Genomic DNA, 1170 nt, shown 5'->3' on the forward strand with positions numbered 1-1170 from the left:
CAGTTTTTGCCGTTTCTTTCGAATTCTTCAATATCAACTGCATTCAAAGATGATGTAGCCGCACCTGTATCGACGCGAGCATCAAACGTTTGTTTGATGGAGTCGATGGTCACTTTTTCGCTCGAACCTAAAACGATGTCATGAGTCGGCGTTGGTTCAATAGGGGCAGGCACTTGGACAATAATAGGCTCTTTCGGTTTTTTAACCTCTGCCATTGCCTCTTCGCGGAAGGTGCTTAGATCACCTTGTAATTTATCGACTTGGTCTTCAAGGCTGTCGATGTAATCTGATTGGTTACTGATCTGCAGCTCTAAGTTAGTTATGCGATTATTGAAATTCGCTTCTGAAGCTTGAATAGCGGCTAACGTTTCTTGGTGGTACTGTTCGCCTTTGGTAAGTGTGCATCCAGATAATAAGGCGATGGCAACAACCGGAGTCAATCGTATTAACATTGAAAACCTTGGGATTGGATTAAGTTGTTTGTTTTTTAAGAGTTTAGCTTATATCGATAAAGGCTCACAAGTAAGAATCTTTCTCTATCTCTTATTGAGTGAGGAATAGTGATGAAAAGCTAATAATCAAGGATGCAAAGCGCACCCTTGATGAGAATAGAAGAGAGGGTAATGTCTTAATGGCAGGAAAGAGTTAAGACAATGTCAGAAATCTCAGTTAATTATGGCTTACGTGCTACCAGCACAGCGCGGCGTGGTGCCGGGTAGCCTTCCACTGTTTTGCTTGGATCGTTTGGATCTAAGTAATCTGGTAGAGAGTTGTGTGTCATCCAATCTGTTGTGCGTTGCTCATCAACTGAAGTCACGTTCTCATCAACAATATGAACATCTTCAAAACCAACCAGTTCTAGCCACACTTTTAGTGCTTTCGCAGACGGGAAGAAGTACACATTGCGCATTTGAGCGTAGCGTGAGGTCGGCACAAGTACTGCGTTTTCATCGCCTTCGATTACCAAGGTTTCCAATACTAACTCACCACCAGAAACCAACTGATCTTTTAGTTGAATCAAATGGTCAAGTGGAGAACGACGGTGGTAGAGAACACCCATGCTGAACACGGTATCAAACGCTTCCAGTTTAGGCAGTTGCTCAATACCCAGCGGCAATAGGTGCGCACGTTGGTCACCGCCCATGAGTTTGCGAATTGCCTCAAACTGGA

The 1170-nt window shown here is 43.8% G+C and carries 2 protein-coding genes; both read right to left on the reverse strand.

The annotated features are described in order from the left end of the window. Positions 1–452 (reverse strand): RimK/LysX family protein (locus tag R7E78_RS24340; protein WP_318058365.1); only part of this gene is annotated, 452 nt, incomplete at its 3' end. Positions 453–673: 221 nt separating this feature from the next. After that, positions 674–1170: tRNA 5-methoxyuridine(34)/uridine 5-oxyacetic acid(34) synthase CmoB (gene cmoB, locus R7E78_RS24345; RefSeq protein ID WP_318058366.1), on the reverse strand; the 497-nt coding region annotated here is incomplete at its 5' end.

The sequence above is a fragment of the Vibrio sp. YT-19(2023) genome (assembly GCF_033337395.1).